This window comes from Streptomyces sp. NPDC096310 (assembly GCF_044763125.1).
Classification (GTDB): Bacteria; Actinomycetota; Actinomycetes; order Streptomycetales; family Streptomycetaceae; genus Streptomyces.
In genome coordinates, this window is record NZ_JBIWFO010000028.1 from 33,355 (window position 1) to 50,999 (window position 17,645).

Annotated in this window: 20 protein-coding genes and 1 riboswitch; of the genes, 9 read left to right on the top strand and 11 right to left on the bottom strand. The window is 72.8% G+C overall.

The genetic code is table 11. From position 1 onward, the window contains the following. Positions 1–27: 27 nt before the first annotated feature. From ACIQ7D_RS32935 to ACIQ7D_RS32955, 5 genes are all read left to right on the top strand, one after another. A complete protein-coding gene (locus tag ACIQ7D_RS32935) occupies positions 28–261 on the top strand; it encodes a hypothetical protein (RefSeq protein ID WP_403944030.1) in 234 nt (77 codons plus the stop codon). Between the two features lie 81 nt (positions 262–342). Further along, positions 343–1,149, top strand: a complete 807-nt coding sequence (locus tag ACIQ7D_RS32940; RefSeq protein WP_403944032.1) for an SURF1 family protein — start codon at positions 343–345, stop codon at positions 1,147–1,149. 76 nt (positions 1,150–1,225) lie between these two features. Beyond that, positions 1,226–3,103 (top strand): glycoside hydrolase family 15 protein, encoded by a 1,878-nt coding sequence (locus ACIQ7D_RS32945; RefSeq protein WP_403944034.1) that lies wholly within the window; start codon positions 1,226–1,228, stop codon positions 3,101–3,103. 4 nt (positions 3,104–3,107) lie between these two features. Continuing rightward, positions 3,108–3,863: an SDR family oxidoreductase gene (locus tag ACIQ7D_RS32950; protein ID WP_403944037.1), complete on the top strand. Its 756-nt coding sequence runs from the start codon at positions 3,108–3,110 to the stop codon at positions 3,861–3,863. A 196-nt stretch (positions 3,864–4,059) separates the two neighbouring features. After that, positions 4,060–4,698 carry an HAD family acid phosphatase gene (locus ACIQ7D_RS32955; RefSeq protein WP_403944039.1) on the top strand — a complete coding sequence of 213 codons (639 nt, stop codon included), beginning with the start codon at positions 4,060–4,062 and terminating at the stop codon, positions 4,696–4,698. Positions 4,699–4,792: 94 nt separating this feature from the next. Here ACIQ7D_RS32955 and amaP read toward each other — a convergent pair whose 3' ends face one another. The 5 genes from amaP to ACIQ7D_RS32980 form a co-directional block, all read right to left on the bottom strand. Beyond that, the gene (gene amaP, locus ACIQ7D_RS32960) at positions 4,793–5,371 is read right to left on the bottom strand and encodes an alkaline shock response membrane anchor protein AmaP (protein ID WP_403944040.1); all 579 of its coding nucleotides are present in this window, start codon (positions 5,369–5,371) and stop codon (positions 4,793–4,795) included. A gap of 4 nt (positions 5,372–5,375) precedes the next feature. Continuing rightward, entirely contained in the window at positions 5,376–6,074 is a 699-nt protein-coding gene (locus tag ACIQ7D_RS32965) for a DUF6286 domain-containing protein (RefSeq protein ID WP_403944042.1), read from the bottom strand. Then, the gene (locus ACIQ7D_RS32970) at positions 6,071–6,418 is read right to left on the bottom strand and encodes a hypothetical protein (protein ID WP_403944043.1); all 348 of its coding nucleotides are present in this window, start codon (positions 6,416–6,418) and stop codon (positions 6,071–6,073) included. The genes ACIQ7D_RS32965 and ACIQ7D_RS32970 overlap by 4 nt, the downstream gene beginning before the upstream one ends. A gap of 6 nt (positions 6,419–6,424) precedes the next feature. Further along, a complete protein-coding gene (locus tag ACIQ7D_RS32975; protein ID WP_384926012.1) occupies positions 6,425–6,616 on the bottom strand; it encodes a hypothetical protein in 192 nt (63 codons plus the stop codon). Between the two features lie 69 nt (positions 6,617–6,685). Continuing rightward, positions 6,686–7,153 (bottom strand): Asp23/Gls24 family envelope stress response protein, encoded by a 468-nt coding sequence (locus tag ACIQ7D_RS32980; RefSeq protein ID WP_403944044.1) that lies wholly within the window; start codon positions 7,151–7,153, stop codon positions 6,686–6,688. 95 nt (positions 7,154–7,248) lie between these two features. On the opposite strand from ACIQ7D_RS32980, the gene ACIQ7D_RS32985 reads away from it, so the two are divergent. After that, positions 7,249–8,013 (top strand): hypothetical protein, encoded by a 765-nt coding sequence (locus ACIQ7D_RS32985; protein WP_403944046.1) that lies wholly within the window; start codon positions 7,249–7,251, stop codon positions 8,011–8,013. Between the two features lie 98 nt (positions 8,014–8,111). On the opposite strand, the gene ACIQ7D_RS32990 is transcribed toward ACIQ7D_RS32985, so the two are convergent. From ACIQ7D_RS32990 to ACIQ7D_RS33000, 3 genes are all read right to left on the bottom strand, one after another. Then, the gene (locus ACIQ7D_RS32990; RefSeq protein WP_403944048.1) at positions 8,112–8,903 is read right to left on the bottom strand and encodes an enoyl-CoA hydratase/isomerase family protein; all 792 of its coding nucleotides are present in this window, start codon (positions 8,901–8,903) and stop codon (positions 8,112–8,114) included. Between the two features lie 138 nt (positions 8,904–9,041). Then, the gene (locus tag ACIQ7D_RS32995) at positions 9,042–9,263 is read right to left on the bottom strand and encodes a helix-turn-helix domain-containing protein (protein WP_006123601.1); all 222 of its coding nucleotides are present in this window, start codon (positions 9,261–9,263) and stop codon (positions 9,042–9,044) included. A gap of 395 nt (positions 9,264–9,658) precedes the next feature. Next, positions 9,659–11,257 carry an ABC-F family ATP-binding cassette domain-containing protein gene (locus ACIQ7D_RS33000; RefSeq protein ID WP_403944051.1) on the bottom strand — a complete coding sequence of 533 codons (1,599 nt, stop codon included), beginning with the start codon at positions 11,255–11,257 and terminating at the stop codon, positions 9,659–9,661. Between the two features lie 267 nt (positions 11,258–11,524). Between ACIQ7D_RS33000 and ACIQ7D_RS33005 the strand changes: the two genes are divergently transcribed. Next, positions 11,525–11,926: a VOC family protein gene (locus ACIQ7D_RS33005; RefSeq protein ID WP_403944053.1), complete on the top strand. Its 402-nt coding sequence runs from the start codon at positions 11,525–11,527 to the stop codon at positions 11,924–11,926. Positions 11,927–12,033: 107 nt separating this feature from the next. Here ACIQ7D_RS33005 and ACIQ7D_RS33010 read toward each other — a convergent pair whose 3' ends face one another. From ACIQ7D_RS33010 to ACIQ7D_RS33020, 3 genes are all read right to left on the bottom strand, one after another. Then, positions 12,034–13,353, bottom strand: coding sequence for a hypothetical protein (locus tag ACIQ7D_RS33010; protein ID WP_403944055.1), 1,320 nt, complete (start codon positions 13,351–13,353; stop codon positions 12,034–12,036). Between the two features lie 423 nt (positions 13,354–13,776). After that, a complete protein-coding gene (locus ACIQ7D_RS33015) occupies positions 13,777–14,904 on the bottom strand; it encodes an alpha/beta hydrolase (protein WP_403944058.1) in 1,128 nt (375 codons plus the stop codon). An 84-nt stretch (positions 14,905–14,988) separates the two neighbouring features. Next, a complete protein-coding gene (locus tag ACIQ7D_RS33020) occupies positions 14,989–15,699 on the bottom strand; it encodes a class II aldolase/adducin family protein (RefSeq protein WP_403944059.1) in 711 nt (236 codons plus the stop codon). A 140-nt stretch (positions 15,700–15,839) separates the two neighbouring features. On the opposite strand from ACIQ7D_RS33020, the gene ACIQ7D_RS33025 reads away from it, so the two are divergent. Together ACIQ7D_RS33025 and ACIQ7D_RS33030 are read left to right on the top strand one after the other, a co-directional pair. Then, complete coding sequence (locus ACIQ7D_RS33025; RefSeq protein WP_403944061.1) at positions 15,840–17,117, top strand: anion permease; 1,278 nt, start codon at positions 15,840–15,842, stop codon at positions 17,115–17,117. Between the two features lie 12 nt (positions 17,118–17,129). Continuing rightward, on the top strand, positions 17,130–17,393 hold the full coding sequence (locus ACIQ7D_RS33030; RefSeq protein ID WP_403944064.1) for a hypothetical protein: 264 nt from the start codon (positions 17,130–17,132) through the stop codon (positions 17,391–17,393). 118 nt (positions 17,394–17,511) lie between these two features. Next, a riboswitch (cobalamin riboswitch) is annotated at positions 17,512–17,632 on the top strand. Positions 17,633–17,645: the final 13 nt, after the last annotated feature.

The window sequence follows — 17,645 nt, forward strand, 5'->3', positions numbered from 1 at the left end:
GGCCCCCGGCGCTCCACTCTGTGGCGCATGGCACGTTGTGAGGTCTGCGGAAACGATTACGGCATGTCCTTCGAGGTGCACGCGCAGGGCGTGGTGCATGTCTTCGACTGTTTCGCGTGCGCCATCCACCGGATGGCGCCGATCTGCGAGCACTGCCGGGTGCAGATCATCGGGCAGGGCGTCGAGGTGGACGGGCACTGGTTCTGCGGCGGGCACTGCGCCCGCGCCGACGGCAGGGCGGGCATCGTCGACCATGTCTGAGGCACACACCACCGGCGCCCGAGGCGTCCCATCCCGACCCCCGGGTCGGCCCGCCGGGACCCGCCGGGTACCGTCGATGGGGTGTACCGCTTCCTGTTGTCCCGGCAATGGGTGATCCTCACCCTCCTTGCCCTCGCGCTCATCCCCGCGATGATCGAGCTGGGCTTCTGGCAGTTGCACCGCCACGAGCACAAGGTGGCCCAGAACTCGCTGATCTCGGCCAATCTCGCGGCGAAGCCCGTTCCGGTCACGGAGCTGACCTCCCCGGGGCACACCGTCCCGCGCTCCGACTACTGGCGTGGTGTCACGGCCACCGGCACGTTCGACCCCGCGCACGAGGTCGTCGTACGGCGCAGGACCTCCAACGACGACCGCGTCGGCTACCACGTCCTGACCCCGCTGGTCATGAAGGACGGCCGGGTGGTCGTGGTCAACCGCGGCTGGATCCCGGCAAACGGCGACCAGCACACCTTCCCGGCCATCCCCGCCCCGCCGAAGGGCGAGGTCACCATCGCGGGCCGGCTGAAGGCCGACGAGACCTCGGCGGTCACCGGCATCCGGGACGTGGGGGATCTGCCGCCCCGCCAGGTCATGCTGATCAACAGCCGCCAGCAGCAGGAGTCCCTGGGCCGTACGGTCCTCGGCGGCTACGTCGAGCTGACCTCCCCCGCGCCGGCGGACGGCAGCCCGCAGCCGATCCAGAGCCCGGACGACAGCTCGATCGGCCCGCACATGGCGTATGCCGTGCAGTGGTGGCTGTTCGTGGCCGCCGTACCGGTCGGCTGGGGGATTCTCGTACGCAACGAGAGGCGCGACCGCCTCGCCGCCGCCGCGAAGAGCGCCGCGGACGCCGACTCCGAGCCCGAACCGGAGCCGGCCCACGCCTGACCTGCCGCCCCGCCGCGTCATCCCCCTGCCCCATCCCGCTGCTTAGCCCTGCCGCCGTACGGGAAAAAGCCCTGGCGTGACCCAACGCATCGAGGATTACGCACTCATCGGCGATCTCCAGACCGCCGCCCTGGTCGGCAGGAACGGCTCCATCGACTGGCTGTGCCTTCCTCGCTTCGACTCGGCGGCCTGCTTCGCCGCGCTGCTCGGCTCCGAGGAGAACGGTCACTGGCGGCTCGCCCCCGCGGGGGCCGGGACCTGCACCCGGCGCGGCTATCTGGGTGACTCGCTGGTGCTGGAATCGGTGTGGGAGACCAGGACCGGCACGGTCAAGGTCATCGACTTCATGCCGCAGCGCGAGCGGGCCCCCGACGTGGTGCGGATCGTCGAGGGTGTCAGCGGCGAGGTGGAGATGAGGGCCACCCTCCGGCTGCGCTTCGACTACGGCTCCGTGGTGCCGTGGATGCGGCGCGCCGACGGTCACCGGGTCGCGGTCGCGGGCCCCGACTCGGTCTGGCTGCGCAGCGAGCCCCCGGTGAAGACCTGGGGGCAGCACTTCAGCACCTGTTCGTCGTTCACGGTCAAGCCGGGCGAGCAGGTGGCGTTCGTCCTCACCTGGCATCCCTCCCACGAACCGCGCCCCGAGCGCGTCGATCCGTTCGACGCGCTGGCGCACAGCCTGGAGGACTGGGAGGACTGGTCGGCCCGCTGCCGCTACCAGGGCCCGCACCGTGCGGCCGTCCTGCGCTCGCTCATCACGCTCAAGGCGCTCACGTACGGCCCTACGGGCGGCATCGTCGCCGCGCTCACCACGTCCCTGCCGGAGGAGATGGGCGGCGTACGCAACTGGGACTACCGCTACTGCTGGCTGCGCGATTCCACCCTGGTGCTGGGGGCGCTGGTCTCGGCCGGCTATCTGGAGGAGGCGGCGGCCTGGCGGGACTGGCTGCTGCGCGCGGTGGCCGGCGACCCGGCCGATCTTCAGATCATGTACGGGCTCGGCGGTGAGCGCCGGCTCCCGGAGAGCGAGCTGCCGTGGCTGCCCGGGTACGCGGGGTCCCTCCCGGTCCGTACCGGCAACGGCGCGGTCGACCAGCTCCAGCTCGACGTGTACGGGGAGGTCATCGACTCACTGAACCTGGCACGTACGGCGGGGCTCGCCCCGAAGCCGCACGCCTGGAACCTCCAGCTCAGCCTGCTGGGCTTCCTGGAGTCGAAATGGCGTGAGCCGGACGAGGGGCTGTGGGAGGTACGGGGCCCGCGCCGGCACTTCGTGCACTCCAAGGTGATGGCGTGGGTCGCCGCCGACCGTGCCGTACGGACGCTGGAGGAGGAGCCCTCGCTCCACGGCGACGTACGGCGGTGGCGGGCGATGCGGGACGAGGTGCACCGGGAGGTGTGCGAGAAGGGGTACGACCCCGAGCGCAACACCTTCACCCAGTCGTACGGCTCGGCGGAGCTGGACGCGGCGACGCTGCTCATCCCGCGTGTCGGCTTTCTGCCGCCGGACGACCCGCGGGTGATCGGCACGGTCGACGCGGTACGGGCCGAGCTGGGGCAGGGCGGCCTCCTGCGCCGCTACAGCGGGACCGGGTTCGCGGTGGACGGGCTGCCCGGGGCCGAGGGAACGTTTCTGGTGTGCTCCTTCTGGCTGGCCGACGCGCTCCACCTCACGGGGCGTACGGAGGAGGCCGAGGAACTGTTCGAGCGGCTGCTCGCGCTGCGCAACGATGTCGGGCTGCTCGCGGAGGAGTACGACCCGGTGACGCGGCGCCAGCTCGGCAACTACCCGCAGGCGTTCAGCCACATCGGCCTGGTGGTGACGGCGCTGACGCTCGCCGGGGTGACGGCGGGGAGGGAGCCCGAGGAGCGTACCGCCGAGGGCGAAGCGGGGGCCGGGCACGGGCCGGGGGACGCGGGAGACGACAGGGCGGGGGCCGGCACGGCAGGATAGGGCCATGGATCTTGGACTGAAGGACCGCGTCTATGTCGTCACCGGTGGCTCGCGAGGGCTGGGCCGGGCCGCCGCCGAAGCGCTCGCGGCGGACGGCGCGAAGGTCGTCGTCTCCGGGCGCGACGAGAAGGGCATCGCCGCCGCCGCGGCCGAGATAGGGCCCGGCGCGTACGGAGTGGCCGCGGACAACGCGGACCCGGCCGTGGCGGAGCAGCTGATCGCCACCGCGAAGGAACGGTTCGGCCGCTTCGACGGCATCCTGATCAGCGTCGGCGGCCCGGCGCCGGGGTCGGCCGCCGGCAACACGGACGAGCACTGGCGTACGGCGTTCGAGTCGGTCTTCCTGGGCGCGGTACGGCTGGCCCGCACGGCGGCGGCCGAACTGTCCGAGGGCGGGGTCGTCGGCTTCGTGCTCTCGGGCTCGGTCCATGAGCCCATCCCGGGCCTGACCATCTCCAACGGGCTGCGCCCCGGTCTCGCGGGGTTCGCGAAGTCCCTGGCGAACGAGGTCGGGCCGCGCGGTATCCGGGTGCTGGGCCTGCTGCCGTCCCGGATCGACACGGACCGGGTCCGCGAGCTGGACGCACTGTCCGGCGACGCGGAGGCCGCGCGGGCGGCGCAGGAGTCGCGCATTCCGCTGCGGCGGTACGGGACGCCGGAGGAGTTCGGCAGGACGGCGGCGTTCCTGCTGTCGCCCGCCGCGTCGTATCTGACGGGCGTGATGCTCCCGGTGGACGGCGGGGCACGCCACGGCTTCTAGCGCCCCTCCCGGCGCCAGCGGACGCCTGCGGGGAGGGGCGGGGCAAGGGACAAGGGGCGGGGCAGGGGGCAAGGGCAACAGGGCCTGGCTCAGGGCGAGTTCGGCTATTGGCCGACCAGGCTCTACCCATCGGTAACCCATGGCTGCCACGATGTGCGCGACCCATCGGCCCCACCCCTCACCCCAGGAGACCGATATGGCGGCACTCGGCCTGCTCAGAAGCCTCACCACGACCGCGGTCCTCACCACGGCACTCGCGGCGGGCACCGCTCTCCCCGCCCTGGCGGCCCCTTCCGCCGCTGCGTCCGCCCAGGCCGCTGCGGCCACTGCCGCGGCAGCGAAGCCCGACTACGCGACCTGGCAGGCAGACATAGCCGCCGTCATGGACCAGGCCGACTCCTACGTCGCCGGACGCCTCGCCTCGGTGCCCGCCGGCCAGAGGCCCGCCCTCGTCCTGGACATCGACAACACGTCGCTGGAGACCGACTACTCGTCGGCCTTCCCGACCCCGGCGATCCGGCGCACCCTCGCCCTGGCAGACTTCGCGCACGACCGGGGCGTCAAGATCTTCTTCGTATCGGCCCGTCCTGACCTCATCCAGTCGGTCACGCAGTACAACCTGACGTCGGTCGGCTACACGGTCGACGGTCTCTACGGCCGGTCGATCGGCGACCTCTTCACCGAGGTGAGCGCGTTCAAGACAGCCCAGCGCGTGAAGATCGAGAAGAACGGCTACACGATCATCGCCAACATCGGCAACAACACCACCGACCTGACCGGTGGCCACGCCGAACGCACCTTCAAGCTCCCCGACTACGACGGGCAGCTCTCCTGAGCGGCTGACCGACGGCGTCGCTGCCGAGGGGGATCCCCGAATGATCGGGGATCCCCCTCCCGTAACCGGGATACGGCAGGACTCGCCCCGCCCCTCAGCTCACCCGCTCCGCCCGGTGTTTCACCGCCCCCAGCCGTACCTCCGCCGGCAGCGACGCCAGCCCCGCCGAACTCCGCGCGTGCGCCAGGGACCCGTCCGACAGGCGGCGCAGCGTCTCGCCGGGCCCCGCGTGCGGTTCCAGGAGGAGGTGGACGCGGGCCGACGGGCTTGTGCGACGGCCCGTGAGGCGGACGGCCGCGCGGGCCACGCCGTCCAGGGACTCCGCGTCGTCCGCGACGACGTTCTCCAGCGCCCGGCCGCGCAGCACCGCGCCCTCGCCGTCACCGTCGCGGATCAGGACCTCCGGCAGCCGGGCGCGGCGCAGTTGGGCCAGCAGCCACCACAGGGTCAGGACGACGAGGACCGCGAGGACGGCAATAACCGCAGGCCACCACCAGTCGTCACCCCGGTAGCGCATCCTGTCCGCGCGGCTCAGCAGGACGCCGCGCGGACCGGCGTACGGCCACCAGGACGGCACCGGCAGCCCCGTACCGGCCGCGAGGACCATGCCGCCCGCGCAGAGCAGGATCAGGCCGATGAGAGCGAGCAGTACCCGGTTGACCAGGCGGACCATCCCGTCACCCCTTCTTCGCGGGCCGGTGGACCCGTACCGTCAGGGTCGGCCGCCGGGCGAGGCCCAGTTCGGCGATGCCGCCGTCCAGCGCCCGGTGCAGGTCGGCCCGTACCTCGTCGAGTGCCCGGAAGTGCGCTGCGGCGTTCACCTTCACGCGGGAGCGCCGCAGCCGTACGCGCGCCGACCGGACACCGGAGACCTCCATGGCCCGGTCGCGCAGCGCCAGTTCGGCGGCCTGGCGGTCGAGCCCGGCGCGTACCGGCACGGACTCCCGCCGCATGGGCAGCAGCCTGCGCAGTCCCGGAGTGAGGGCGAGGGCGAGCAGCCACAGGCCGAGGGCGATCGCGACGGCGGCGGCCACCAGGATCCACACCTCCTCCAGCGGCCGGCGGGCCAGTTGGTCCGCGAGCGCGCGGCGCCAGTACATGGCCCGGTGGCCGGCGCGTACGGCGGCGATGTCGTACAGCAGCAGCCCGGTGGCGCCGAGCAGGATCAGCGCGGTCAGCCCGGCGGGAACGCGGCGGATGGACCAGAAGCGCCGGGCGCGCGCCACACCGCCGCCGTCGTCACCCCCGGCGTCGTCGAGAGTGGGCCGGCGCCCGTGGCCGGCGCTCGTGGCCGCGTCGTCCCGTTCCAGCACGCCACCCCCGTCCGCGTCCCGGTGCATGCCGCGCTGTCCCTCGGGCGCGGGCTCCTCGCTCATCGGATCCTCCCCTGTGCCGCGATACGCGACCGGTCGGAGTGCAGTCGCTCGACCCGCACGTCCACCTCGGGCACCTCCATCCCCACCAGCGTTCTCACCCGGTGGACCACCTGCCGTCGCACCGCGCCGCACTGGGCGCCGAGGTCGGAGGGGTACTCCAGCTCGACACCGACCCGTACCCGCGCGCTGTCGTGGCGCACCGTCACAAAGGCATGGGGCGGAGCGCCGCCCTGCGGTACGCCGTCGAGCGCTTCCCTGGCCGCCTGTGCGGCGATCTTCGCGACGACCCGGTCGGCGATCGTGGTCGCTCCTCGTCCGGCCGCCGCCACCCGGTCACCGGCCATCCGCCGTCACCGCCGCCGGCCGTCACGGTCGCGAGGGCGGAAGAAATCGCCGGGCTCCAGATCGCCGTCGACGAACTTCCCCGCCACGAAACCGACCGCACCCAGCACGGCCACCACCACAAAAGCTCCGAAACCACCGAAGTATCCGGCGAATCCGAGCACCATTCCGGCCACCAGGCCGACCGCCGCCATACTCATCGTGCACTCCTCTTCCGCTGCTCGGGCCAGGCCCCCGGCGATTCCGTACGGCGACGTCCTCGCCGACCGTTACTGGAGCCGCGATTCCTGCTCTTCGTCGTCCTCCTCGTCGGGGAGCTTCACATCGCTGACCGCGATGTTGACCTCGACGACTTCGAGACCCGTCATCCGCTCGACCGCCGCCACCACGTTCTCCCTGACCGCGGCGGCGACCGCGGTGATCGACACGCCGTAGTCGACGACGATCTCCAGGTCGAGCGCGGTCTGCACCTCGCCGACCTCGGCCTTCACCCCGCGACTGACGGACTTGCCGCCGCCGGGGACCCTGTCCCGTACGGCGCCGAAGGTACGGGCGGCCCCGCTGCCCATGGCGTGCACACCGAGGACGTCCCGGGCGGCGAGACCGGCGATCTTCTCCACGACGCCATCGGCGATGGTCGTACGGCCACGCGAGGCCGGGGGTCCGCCGCCGCGCTTGGTGACGGGGGAGGCTCCCCCCTTCTCGTCGGCCCGACTGCGGGGTGCGGTGTCTGACATCGCCACTCATCCCTTTCCGCGCGGTGATCTGACTCCTTTGCCCACATTAGGTGCGCTTTCGTCGTTCCGCGCCGTGGATGCGGCAGGGTGGAGGAATGACGACTGGGCACGGGACCGAGGGATGGACGGCGGCCGTACGGCAACGGCTCGACCTGGGCAGACTGCTCGCGCTGGGCGACGCGGCCGACGGAACATGGCTGGCCGAGCGGGCCGCGACGGCGGAGCTGCGGCGGGCCGCGGTCTCCGTGCCGGGCGCCGTGCTCGGCGAGGTACGGATCGCCCTGGCCGACCCGGACGGGGCGGCGGACCCGGCGGTACCGCCGCCGCCCGGCGCACAGCCGCCGGGACCGCTGCGGATCGACGGGGAGTTCTCGGCGGTGCCGGGCGAGCCGCTGCCCGCGCTGGCGGAGCGGCTGCGCGGGGTGCTGTACGCGTGTGCGGTGGACGGGCTGGGGCTGCGGGTGGCCGAGGTCGATCTGCGGGTGACGGCGCTGCTGGACACGGCGGCGGAATCCCCGGCGCCCGCTGGGCCGGTCGGGCGAGACGCCGCGGAGCCGCAGGACGCGGTGGGGTCCGCGGCGGCGGCCGTGCCCGGGGTCGCGTATCTGACCAGGACGCTGGGCGCCGCGGTGGTCGGGACGGCGGCGGCCGACGGCGGCGGTGGGGAGCGGGTACGGGTGGAGCTGGCGACGGCGGCCGGGCAGCACCCGCTGAAGGTGGCGCGGGCGGTGCGCGCGCGGCTCGCCCGGCTCGACAAGACACCGCGGACGGTGACGGTGGTGGTGACGGCGGTGGAGGTGCCGGCGAGCCGGTCGGGCCGGGCGGGACGCGGGAACGCACGGCGTACGGCGCGGAGCTGATCGGCGCGGGGCCGTACCGTACGCCGGTACGGCCCAGCACTCCGGTGCGCCTGTGCGCGCCCTTCAGGATCCTGCGCCCGTCGGCGGCCGTACGCCCGTCAGTCCCCCAGGCCGGCCAGATCGCGCAGCCGGCGCGCCTGGGCCGCGCGCTCGGCGGTGCGCTGGGCCTCGAAGGAGCGCTCCGGCGCACCCTGGAGCAGGGCCTTGGTCTCGGTCAGCGCGGCCCGGGGCGCGGCGAGCAGCGCCGCCGCCAGGTCCTGGGCCGCGGCGTCGAGTTCGCCCGGCGGCACCACCAGGTTGGCCAGTCCTATGTGTCCCGCCTCCTCGGCGTGGACGAAGCGGCCCGTGGCACAGATCTCCAGCGCACGGCCGTAGCCGACGAGCCCCACCAGCGGATGGGTGCCGGTGAGGTCGGGGACGAGGCCCAGGCTGGTCTCCCGCATGGCGAACTGCGCGTCCGACGCGACGACCCGCAGATCGCAGGCGAGGGCGAGCTGGAAGCCCGCCCCGATCGCGTGTCCCTGGACGGCCGCGATCGACACGAGGTCGCTGCGGCGCAGCCAGACGAAGCCGTCCTGATACGCGGCGATGGCCGCGTCCAGCTCCGCGTCGGAGCTGCGGGCGAGATCGGTGAACGACGGCTCACCGTCGAACCCCTCGGGGGCGAACGCCTGTCGGTCCAGCCCCGCGGAGAAGGATTTACCCTCTCCGCGCACCACCACGACCCGCACGCTGCCCGGCAGTGACCTTCCGGCTTCTGTCAACGCCCGCCACAGAGCGGGAGACTGGGCGTTGCGCTTGGCCGGAAGGGTCAGTGTCACCGTGGCAACCGCGTCCTCGACGGTGAGCCGTACGCCGTCCTTGTCGAGTACTGGTGCGAGCGAAGTCATGGGGTGCCTCCGGTTCGGGCAGTCGGACTCAACGCATGAGCGCCTTAAGTGACTGCACAGTAACCACCTGGGCGATCGCGCGATCGCCCAGGGTGGCCACTCTCCGAACCGCTGACCGGGAGGAGCCGCGCTCGGTCGTCAGGCCGATGCGGCCTTCTTGCCTCGCGTGGCCCCGCCGCGTCCCCGCAGCGTGACTCCGGACTCACTGAGCATCCGGTGGACGAATCCATAGGAACGGCCCGTTTCCTCGGCCAGTGCCCGGATACTCGCACCACTGTCGTATTTCTTCTTCAGGTCTGCCGCGAGCTTGTCACGCGCGGCGCCGGTTACCCGGCTGCCCTTCTTCAGAGTCTCGGCCACCCGTGCCTCCTCATGGGAAGTGCGCTCTGGACTTCTCATGATCACCCCTCACGGGCGTCCTGGCCACCCATTCAGCAAGGTCCGTACGACAAGCTTCGGCGTACTTCAACCTTCCAGCACGAACGGAATGCCCGATTCCAGAGCCGCCCCGATCCGAGCCCGCGCCGAGCCGGGCGAGAAGTGCCAGGTCAGGGCCGTACCCCTGGCATGGGTGCGGATGATGTACGTGAGGAGGCGATCCGCCGGGAACCACGCCGAGAGTACGAGACGCGGTCACTCAGATGATGGATCACTGCTGAGCCGAATGATCCAGAGGAAGTGGATCACGCTGGACGATCACCTCGTCGGCGGGGCGGCGCGGGACGCGCCAGGGCACCCGGAGCGCCGGGCACGCGTCAGGCGAGCGCGACCAGGTCCGCGTAGTCCGCGCCCCACAGGTCCTCGACACCGTCCGGCAGCAGAATGATCCGCTCCGGTTCCAGCGCGTGGACGGCGCCCTCGTCGTGGGTGACGAGGATGACCGCGCCCTTGTACGTCCGCAGCGCCCCCAGGATCTCCTCACGGCTGGCCGGGTCGAGGTTGTTCGTCGGCTCGTCCAGCAGCAGCACATTGGCGGAGGAGACGACCAGGGTGGCGAGCGCCAGCCGGGTCTTCTCGCCGCCGGAGAGCACCCCGGCGGGCTTGTCGACATCGTCACCGGAGAAGAGGAAGGACCCGAGCGTCTTGCGGACGTCGACCAGATCGAGGTCGGGGGCCGAGGAGCGCATGTTCTCCAGGACGGAGCGCTCCGGGTCCAGGGTCTCGTGCTCCTGGGCGTAGTAGCCGAGCTTGAGACCGTGGCCGGGGGTGACCTGCCCGGTGTCCGGCGTCTCCACCCCCGCCAGCAGACGGAGCAGGGTGGTCTTGCCGGCGCCGTTGAGGCCGAGGATGACGACCCGGGAGCCCTTGTCGATGGCGAGATCCACGTCCGTGAAGATCTCCAGCGAGCCGTACGACTTGGACAGGCCCTCGGCGGTGAGCGGTGTCTTGCCGCAGGGGGCGGGCTCGGGGAAGCGCAGCTTGGCGACCTTGTCGGCCTGGCGTACCTGCTCCAGTCCGGAGAGCAGCCGCTCGGCACGGCGGGCCATGTTCTGCGCGGCGACGGTCTTGGTGGCCTTGGCGCGCATCTTGTCGGCCTGCGAGTTCAGGGTCGCGGCCTTCTTCTCCGCGTTGGCTCGCTCACGCTTGCGGCGCTTCTCGTCCGAATCGCGCTGCTGCTGGTAGAGCTTCCAGCCCATGTTGTAGACGTCGATCTGCGCGCGGTTGGCGTCCAGGTAGAAGACCTTGTTGACGACCGTCTCGACCAGGTCTTCATCGTGGGAGATCACGATGAAGCCGCCGCGGTAGGTCTTGAGGTAGTCGCGCAGCCAGACGATGGAGTCCGCGTCGAGGTGGTTGGTGGGCTCGTCGAGGAGCAGGGTGTCGGCGTCGGAGAAGAGGATGCGGGCCAGCTCGACGCGGCGGCGCTGACCGCCGGAGAGCGTATGGAGGGGCTGGCCGAGCACCCGGTCGGGCAGGCCGAGCGCGGCGGCGATCGTGGCGGCCTCGGCCTCGGCGGCGTAACCGCCCTTGGTGAGGAACTCGGTCTCCAGGCGCTCGTACCGCTTCATCGCCTTCTCGCGGGTGGCGCCCTTCCCGTTCGCCATCCGGTCCTCGTTCTCGCGCATCTTCTTCAGTACGGAGTCGAGGTCGCGGGCGGAGAGGACGCGGTCGCGGGCGAGGACGTCGAGGTCGCCGGTGCGCGGGTCCTGCGGAAGGTAGCCGACCTCACCGGAGCGGGTGATGGTGCCTGCGGCGGGGATGCCCTCGCCCGCGAGGCACTTGGTGAGGGTCGTCTTGCCTGCTCCGTTGCGGCCGACGAGGCCGATGCGGTCGCCCTTGGCGATACGGAACGAGGCGGACTCGATGAGGACGCGGGCGCCGGCGCGCAGCTCTACGCCGGTTGCGGTGATCACGGAAAGACTCCAGGGCGGTATGGACGGCGGAAGAGGGCAGGCGGAGGGATTCTTCGACGCCGGCTAATGCACAAGGAGAAATGCCATACGGCTCAGTCTAGCGGGGCGGCGCAACTGCTTTGCCGGGACGGGCTCCCGGACCCGCGACCTGGCACGGAGGACGGCTGTCAGTGGTCGATGCGAGACTGAGACCTGGATCACAGAAGGACCGGAACCGGAAGGATCGGAACCGGAAGACGTGACGGCGTGAGTGAAGGGGTGATCAGCATGACCGGTGGACCGAGCATCTGTCCGACGCTCCTCTACCAGGACGCGAAGGCCGCGATCGGCACGCTCAAGGAGGCCTTCGGCTTCACGGAGGTCAGTGTGTACGCGAGCGAGGACGGCACGGTGCTCCACGCCGAGCTGGCGTACGGCAACGGGATGGTGATGCTGGGCTCCCGGGGCAGGAAGGGCGTCTTCGCGCGGGCCATGGCGGACGGCGGCCCGGTGGGGGTCTACGTGGCCGTGGAGGACCCCGACGCGCACCACGCGCGGGCGGCGGCGCACGGCGTGGAGATCCTGCTGCCGCCCACGGACCAGGAGTACGGCGCGCGGGACTACATGGCGCGGGACTCCGAGGGCAACATATGGAGCTTCGGGACGTACGCACCGGCGGTTCCGGGCTGACGGGCCCGGGTCGGGGTGGCGATCCCGCGCCAAGGGGTCCGTCACGGCCCTGGCACGCTCCCGGGCGGCCGGGGGTGGCGCCCCCGGCCGTGGGGGCGCCGGGCGCGTCAGGATCCTCCGGTGTGCACCTGGAAGGCGGCCCTGCGGACGGCCTTGGCCAGGGCGGGGTCGGGGTGTGCGGCGGCCAGGGCGACCAACACCTGGACGGTACGGGGATGGCCCAGGGCCCTGACCTCGGCGAGCAGCGCGGGCACATTGCCCTGGACCGCCGATTCGAGGTGCCTGACCAGCAGATCGCTCTCGCCGTGGTCCGCGACGGCCGCCGCCGTGTCGACCCACAGCCAGGTCGACTCCTCCCGGGTCAGCACCTCGGAGGCGTCATCGGGGTCGGCACCCTCGTACTCCGCCAGCCAGAGCAGCGCGTAGGGCCGCAGGGAGGTGTCATGGGCGGCGGCCCGCACGTCGGCCTCCGCCGGGGCGCCGACCACGCGCAGCGCCTCGAAGGCGAGCCCGCGCAGCAGGGCGTCCTCGCCCCGGGCGACGGTGAGGAGTTCGGTGACGGCACTGCCGACGGTACGGGCGGCGAGCCAGGCCCGGTACTCGGCGCGGGCCGGGCCCGGGGTGAGCCGGGCGCAGCCGCGCAGCATGTGCTCGGCGGACTGCTCGATGTTGCCCGCGGGGCTCTGGGCGGCGACGCAGATCTGTTCGAGCTTGACCCAGACCGCCCAGTTGCCGAGCGGGGTCAGGGTGGCCTGGCCCTCTCCTCTGGTGAGGGCGCCGACGGCGGCGAGGCCGTCCAGGGCCCAGTCCAGCAGCGGGGGCAGCAGGGCCTCGTCGACCGGGTCGGGGGCCTGCGGCTCGGTGGTGGTGGGGGCCGGGGCGGGCTGCGGGCCGTAGGGGACCTCGCAGCGTCCCTCGTGCAGCTCCGCGACGCGCTGCTGGAGCAGGTCGAGCAGGGTCGGTACGAGCACCGGCCCGGCCGAGAGCTGGAGGAGGGAGAGCACCTGGGGGACGGCCTCGATGACCTCCGCGACCGTCGCGGGGGCGATGTCGGCGGGGCCGGGGTGGACGAGCGACCAGGCGTCGAAGAGGGCGACCCAGCCGCGCTGGACGGCGCTGTCGTCGCGGTCCCAGGCCTGGAGCCGCCAGCCGGGGCGCACGGTGCCGTCGTGCAGTTCGACGAGACCGGCCAGCCGGGCCCGGTCCCAGGCCGCGCTGACCTGCTCCGGGGTCAACTCCAGCGCTGTCGCGGCCCGTTCGCGCGCCGCCTCGGTGAGTGGGCCCGCGCCGGGGTCCCGGTCGACGGCGGCCCAGCGGGCCACCCGTACCGCGTCGGCGAGCACGGCCCTCGCCTGCCGGGCCAGCTCTGCCTGGGGCGGAGTGCCCTGCGGCGGCCGGGGGGCCGGCCGGCTGCGCCCCTCGGTCACGGCCCGTCGGGCCGTGGTCAACGGCCGCCCGCGGACGAGTCGGAGTGTGGAGTTGCGCGCCAATTGCTCATCAGGCTTTCGGGACGTCACGGGGGCAGTCTTCCCGGTGACTGCCCGAAAGCCCAAACGGAACCCCTTTCGGCGGTACCGGAACGGCGGAAGTGGCCCCTCGTGCGTAGCGGTCTCACCGGTGCGCAGGGGGCGCCGTACGACTGTTCGGGGAGGTGGGGAGGGCGGCGGTCCGGGGCGCGCCGGCGGGCGGTGCGGTGCGCGCGGGGGCGCGAAGGCAGCGCAAGGAGTCCAAGCGGAGGCGCGCCGGGGCGGACCGGCGGCACCCGCGTCCGCGCCGTACCGCAGGACCCGCGTCCGCACCTCGTCCGCGCCGCACCGCCCGGAGCCGGGCGCGGGCCCGGGGCGCCGGTGCTACATGAGCGGGGTGAGGAAGCGGCGGAGTGTTTCCTCGTACCCGTCGGGGTCCGCGTTCCACATGGCCGCGTGCGGGGCGTGCGGGACGGTGTGGAGGGCGACCAGTTCGGGCCGGTGGGCGGCGAGTTCGCGCGAGGGGTTCCAGGACGCCATCGTGTCGTCGGGGCCATGGAAGATCAGCGTCGGGACATGCAGATTGCGCGGGTCGGCGGCTTCCAGCAGCCGGTCGCCGTGCAGCCCCGTCCGGCCCTGGGCGGCCCGTACGGCGAGCGGCAGCAGGGGCCCGGGGATCCGGCGGGCGGTGGCCAGTGCCCGCAGGGTGGCCTCCCAGTCCAGCACCGGCGAGTCGAGCACGAGGCCGGCGATGCGCTCGCTGAGGGCGGAGTTCGCGGCGGCGTGCAGCGCCATCGAGGCGCCGGTGGACCAGCCGTGCAGGACCACGCGCTCGGCGCCCAGGCGGAGGGCGTGGCGGATCGCCGCGTCGAGGTCGCGCCACTCGGAGTCGCCGAGGTGACCCAGGCCGTCCGGGGAGCGGGGCGCACCCGGGTCGCCCCGGTAGGCGATGTCGAGGACGGGCAGACGCTGGGCCGCGAGGAACTCCATGACGTTCAGGGGGTGCTCGCGGGTGGTGCCGAGGCCGTGCACGGTGATCACCCAGGTGTCGCGCGGACCCGGCACGAACCACGCCGGCAGGGAGCCGAGTTCGCCCGGGATCCACACGTTCTGGTGGGCGAGGCCCAGGGCGGTCCCGGGGTCGCCGCTGTGCACCTGAGGGGTGAGCCGGACGCGCCGCCCCGGCACGAGGGCGCCGTGGGTGACCCGTTCCAGGCGGCGCACCACGGTGTCGGCCGGGTGCGGGACGCCGTCCAGGACCGGGCCCACGACGGCGTGCACGCCCGTGCCCTCGATCCCGTACGTTCCGGGGCGCAGGGAGGCGAGCGAGCGGGTCAGGGTGACCTGTCCGGCGGCCATGGCGTGCACGGTGATCTTGGGGTCGCTGGGCAGGGGCCGCCCCGGCGGTGCCTTGAGCGCGGCATCGCTGGCGTACCGGCCGGCCGCGACCGCAGCCGCGCCGACCCCGAGCACTGTGGTGACGGCCGCTGCCGTCGCTGTTGCCGGGCGCACGCTCCCAGTGTCACCACCCGTGCCGGACCCGGCCAGCGGGCGGGGGCCGTCGGGGGCGGAGGCCCCGGGGGCAGGGGCTGGGGGTCACTCCCGCTGGCCGTAGCCCCGGAGCTTCTCCCCCACCTCCCGGACCTGCTCCTCCGAGAGCAGCGAGGGCCGGTGTCCCGGCACCGCGCTGGCCGTGAGCCACAGGTGGCACATCCATTCGAGCTGGGCGGTGCGGTCGTACGCCTGGGCGAGGGTGTCGCCGTACGCCACCGTGCCGTGGTTCCGCAGCAGGCAGGCCGTCCGGTCCACCAGGGCCTCGCACATCCCGCGGGCCAGCTCCTCCGAGCCGTACAGCGCGTACGGGGCGACACGGACCGGGCCGCCGAGGGCCGCCGCCATGTAGTGGATCAAGGGGAGTTCGGGGACGAGGGTGGAGACCGCGGTGGCGTGCACGGCATGGGTGTGGACCACGGCCGTCGCGGAGGTGTCGCGGTAGACGGCCAGATGCAGCGGCAGTTCGCTGGTGGGGGTGAGGGTGCCGAGGACCTGCCGCCCCGCGAGATCGACGGCGATCGCGTCGCCGGGTGCGAGCCGGTCGTACGGCACCCCGCTCGGGGTGACGAGGACCAGGTCGCCGACCCGGACCGAGACATTGCCGGAGGTGCCGACGACCAGCCCCTCCGCGGCCGTTCTGCGCGCGGTGTCGACCAGCTCCGCCCAGGCCCGCTCCAGGGCGCCCTGTCCGGTCGCCGATTCCCTGTGCCCGCCCGCCGGTTCACCGTGTTCGCCGGTCCGCTCATCCGTCATACGCCGATCCTGCCAGGCGCCGCCGGCACCTCCACGGAGTGGGTCACTCCGTGGACCCGCCCAGTTCATCTTCCGTTCACTCTGACTCCTTACGTTCACCGAGGCCACCGACGTCGAACGATTGCCTGGGTCCTGGGTCAATGGAACACATCACGCTGCTGCTCGCGATCGTGATCGTGACAGCTCTCGTGTTCGATTTCACGAACGGTTTCCACGACACCGCCAACGCGATGGCGACGACCATCTCGACCGGCGCTCTGAAGCCCAAGGTCGCGGTGGGCATGTCCGCGGTCCTGAATCTCGTCGGCGCGTTCCTGTCCGTGGAGGTCGCCAAGACGATCTCCGGCGGGCTCATCAACGAGCGGGGCATCAGAACAGAAGTGATCTTCGCGGCGCTCGTCGGCGCCATCCTGTGGAATCTCCTCACCTGGCTGCTCGGACTCCCGTCCAGCTCCTCCCACGCGCTCTTCGGCGGCCTGATCGGCGCCACCCTGATGTCCGTCGGCGCCTCCGGCGTCAACGGCGGGGTCGTCATCACCAAGGTCCTGATCCCCGCGCTCGCCGCCCCCGTGGTCGCCGGGCTCGCCGCCCTGCTGGCGACGAGGCTGACGTACCGGATCGGCCGCGGTACGGACGACAAGGCCACCGCCAAGGGCTACCGGGCCGGGCAGATCGCCTCCGCCGGGCTCGTCTCGCTCGCCCACGGCACCAACGACGCGCAGAAGACCATGGGCGTCATCACGCTCGCCCTGGTCACCGGTGGTGTCCTCGCCCCCGGCTCCAACCCGCCCCTGTGGGTGATCGTCTCCGCGGGCATCGCGATCGCGCTCGGCACGTACCTCGGCGGCTGGCGCATCATCCGCACCATGGGCACCGGCCTCACCGACCTCCAGCCGCAGCAGGGCTTCGCCGCCCAGACCAGCGCAGCCACCGTCATCCTGGCCTCCTCGCACCTGGGCTTCTCGCTCTCCACCACGCAGTCCTGCTCCGGCGCCGTGATGGGCGCGGGGCTCGGCCGCAAGGGCGGCGTGGTGCGCTGGTCCACCGCCACCCGGATGTTCGTCGCCTGGGGGCTGACGCTGCCGGCCGCGGGACTGGTCGCCGCCGGCGCCGAGTTCCTGACCGGCCAGGGCACCTGGGGCATCGCCGTCGTCGCGGTGCTGCTGGTCGCGGGCTCCGCCGGGATCTGGCTCGCCTCGCGCCGCCGCCCGGTCGACCACACCAACGTCACCGCCGAGCCCGCCGCGGGCACCGGCCTCGCCGCCGAGCCGGCCGGAGTGGTCACCACCGCCATGGCGGCCGTCACCCCGCCTCCGCCGGCGGGCGCCGCCGACCAGGACCTCTCGACCACCATCCCGGCCCCCGCGGCCACCACCCCGGGCCAGACCGGTGAGCCGGCCCGCCCCGCCACGGTGTAAGGAAGCGACCGTATGAACATCGACTGGGCAGCACTCGGCTCCGTCTTCGGCGTCAGCCTCGTGGCGACCGTCGGCCTCGTGGGCCTGTTCACCCTGGGCATCGTGGGCCTCGCCAAGCGCGGCTCCACGGCCGCGCCAGGACCGGCCGGCACCTCGGCCGCCGCCTCCACCCCCGCCACCGGCCCCGCGCCGCTCGCGGCCCGCGCCGGCGCCTGCCTGTGCTTCGCGCTCTGCGCCGGGGCCGTCGCGTACGGGATCAGTCTCATCGTGGCCTGAGCCCACGAGCACGCCCCCAGGAGCCCCGCATCGGCCGACCGGCCCGATGTGGGGCTCCGCACACTGTCCCGCCGCAGGTCAAGGATGAGTTGACGGGTGTTGCGGAGCGTGGTGGACTTCCGGGGCCATTGACGACGGCAGCAGAGGAAGCCGGTGCGAATCCGGCGCGGTCCCGCCACTGTCACTGTGAGCCTCGCCTCCAGGAGCCAGGAACTCTCGCCGTCGTACTCCGAACGTCGAACCGGGGCGCGG

What these genes read in the sequence shown, in the direction of transcription:
- ACIQ7D_RS32935 (WP_403944030.1), top strand. Translation starts at nt 28, where the DNA reads ATGGCACGTTGTGAGGTCTGCGGAAACGATTACGGCATGTCCTTCGAG.
- ACIQ7D_RS32950 (WP_403944037.1), top strand. Translation starts at nt 3,108, where the DNA reads ATGGATCTTGGACTGAAGGACCGCGTCTATGTCGTCACCGGTGGCTCG.
- ACIQ7D_RS32955 (WP_403944039.1), top strand. Translation starts at nt 4,060, where the DNA reads ATGGCGGCACTCGGCCTGCTCAGAAGCCTCACCACGACCGCGGTCCTC.
- amaP (WP_403944040.1), bottom strand. Translation starts at nt 5,371, where the DNA reads ATGGTCCGCCTGGTCAACCGGGTACTGCTCGCTCTCATCGGCCTGATC.
- ACIQ7D_RS32965 (WP_403944042.1), bottom strand. Translation starts at nt 6,074, where the DNA reads ATGAGCGAGGAGCCCGCGCCCGAGGGACAGCGCGGCATGCACCGGGAC.
- ACIQ7D_RS32970 (WP_403944043.1), bottom strand. Translation starts at nt 6,418, where the DNA reads ATGGCCGGTGACCGGGTGGCGGCGGCCGGACGAGGAGCGACCACGATC.
- ACIQ7D_RS32975 (WP_384926012.1), bottom strand. Translation starts at nt 6,616, where the DNA reads ATGAGTATGGCGGCGGTCGGCCTGGTGGCCGGAATGGTGCTCGGATTC.
- ACIQ7D_RS32980 (WP_403944044.1), bottom strand. Translation starts at nt 7,153, where the DNA reads ATGTCAGACACCGCACCCCGCAGTCGGGCCGACGAGAAGGGGGGAGCC.
- ACIQ7D_RS32985 (WP_403944046.1), top strand. Translation starts at nt 7,249, where the DNA reads ATGACGACTGGGCACGGGACCGAGGGATGGACGGCGGCCGTACGGCAA.
- ACIQ7D_RS32990 (WP_403944048.1), bottom strand. Translation starts at nt 8,903, where the DNA reads ATGACTTCGCTCGCACCAGTACTCGACAAGGACGGCGTACGGCTCACC.
- ACIQ7D_RS33005 (WP_403944053.1), top strand. Translation starts at nt 11,525, where the DNA reads ATGACCGGTGGACCGAGCATCTGTCCGACGCTCCTCTACCAGGACGCG.
- ACIQ7D_RS33020 (WP_403944059.1), bottom strand. Translation starts at nt 15,699, where the DNA reads ATGACGGATGAGCGGACCGGCGAACACGGTGAACCGGCGGGCGGGCAC.
- ACIQ7D_RS33025 (WP_403944061.1), top strand. Translation starts at nt 15,840, where the DNA reads ATGGAACACATCACGCTGCTGCTCGCGATCGTGATCGTGACAGCTCTC.
- ACIQ7D_RS33030 (WP_403944064.1), top strand. Translation starts at nt 17,130, where the DNA reads ATGAACATCGACTGGGCAGCACTCGGCTCCGTCTTCGGCGTCAGCCTC.